This window comes from Sedimenticola hydrogenitrophicus (assembly GCF_025175675.1).
Lineage (GTDB): Bacteria > Pseudomonadota > Gammaproteobacteria > Chromatiales > Chromatiaceae > Sedimenticola > Sedimenticola hydrogenitrophicus.
This window is the reverse complement of sequence record NZ_JANIOA010000112.1, coordinates 1-1,174: the sequence shown is the minus strand read 5'-3', so window position 1 is coordinate 1,174 and position 1,174 is coordinate 1. Positions and strand designations below refer to the sequence as shown.

Annotated in this window: 1 protein-coding gene; it reads left to right on the top strand. The window is 61.5% G+C overall.

Going from position 1 to position 1,174, the window contains the following annotated elements:
- The coding region (gene tuf / locus NPX02_RS21180; RefSeq protein WP_260296053.1) for an elongation factor Tu at nucleotides 1-1,174 on the top strand (1,174 nt) is incomplete at both ends.

Below are 1,174 nucleotides of genomic sequence, written 5' to 3'. Positions count from 1 at the left end.
TGTCCAAGGAAAAATTCGAGCGTACAAAACCCCACGTAAACGTGGGAACCATTGGTCACGTTGACCACGGTAAGACCACGTTGACGGCGGCGATCACCAAGGTGATGGCGGAAGCGCGGGGTGGAGTATTTAAAAACTACGCTGACATCGATAATGCACCGGAAGAGCGTGAGCGTGGCATCACCATCGCCACCGCGCACGTCGAGTACGAGTCGGAAGCGCGCCACTATGCGCACGTTGACTGCCCGGGGCACGCGGATTATGTGAAGAACATGATCACCGGTGCGGCGCAGATGGACGGCGCGATTCTGGTGGTGTCGGCGGCCGACGGTCCGATGCCGCAGACCCGCGAGCACATCCTGCTGTCGCGCCAGGTTGGCGTTCCCTACATCCTTGTGTACATGAACAAGGCCGACATGGTGGACGACGAAGAGCTGCTCGAGCTGGTGGAGATGGAGATTCGCGAGCTGCTGGACCAGTATGAATTCCCGGGTGACGACACCCCGATCATCGTGGGTTCGGCGCTGAAGGCGCTGGAAGGCGATACCTCGGACATCGGTGCGCCGTCAATCGTCAAGCTGGTGGAGGCGATGGACAGCTACATTCCGACCCCGGAGCGTGACACCGACAAGCCGTTCCTGATGCCGATCGAGGATGTGTTCTCGATCTCCGGTCGCGGCACCGTGGTGACCGGTCGAATCGAGCGCGGCATTGTCCACGTGGGCGACGAAGTGTCGATCGTGGGTATCAAGGACACGATGAAGACCACCTGCACCGGTGTGGAGATGTTCCGCAAGCTGCTGGATCAGGGCGAGGCGGGCGACAACGTGGGTGTGCTGCTGCGCGGCACCAAGCGTGAAGAGGTGGAGCGTGGGCAGGTACTGGCGAAGCCGGGCACCATCACCCCGCACACCCACTTCGAGGCCGAGGTGTACGTGCTGAGCAAGGACGAGGGCGGCCGTCACACGCCGTTCTTCAATAACTACCGCCCGCAGTTCTACTTCCGTACCACCGACGTGACCGGTGCCTGTGACCTGCCCGAGGGGGTGGAGATGGTGATGCCGGGTGACAACGTGAAGATGTCGGTAAAGCTGATCGCACCGATTGCGATGGAAGAGGGTCTGCGTTTCGCGATCCGCGAAGGTGGCCGTACCGTCGGCGCCGGCGTTGTTGC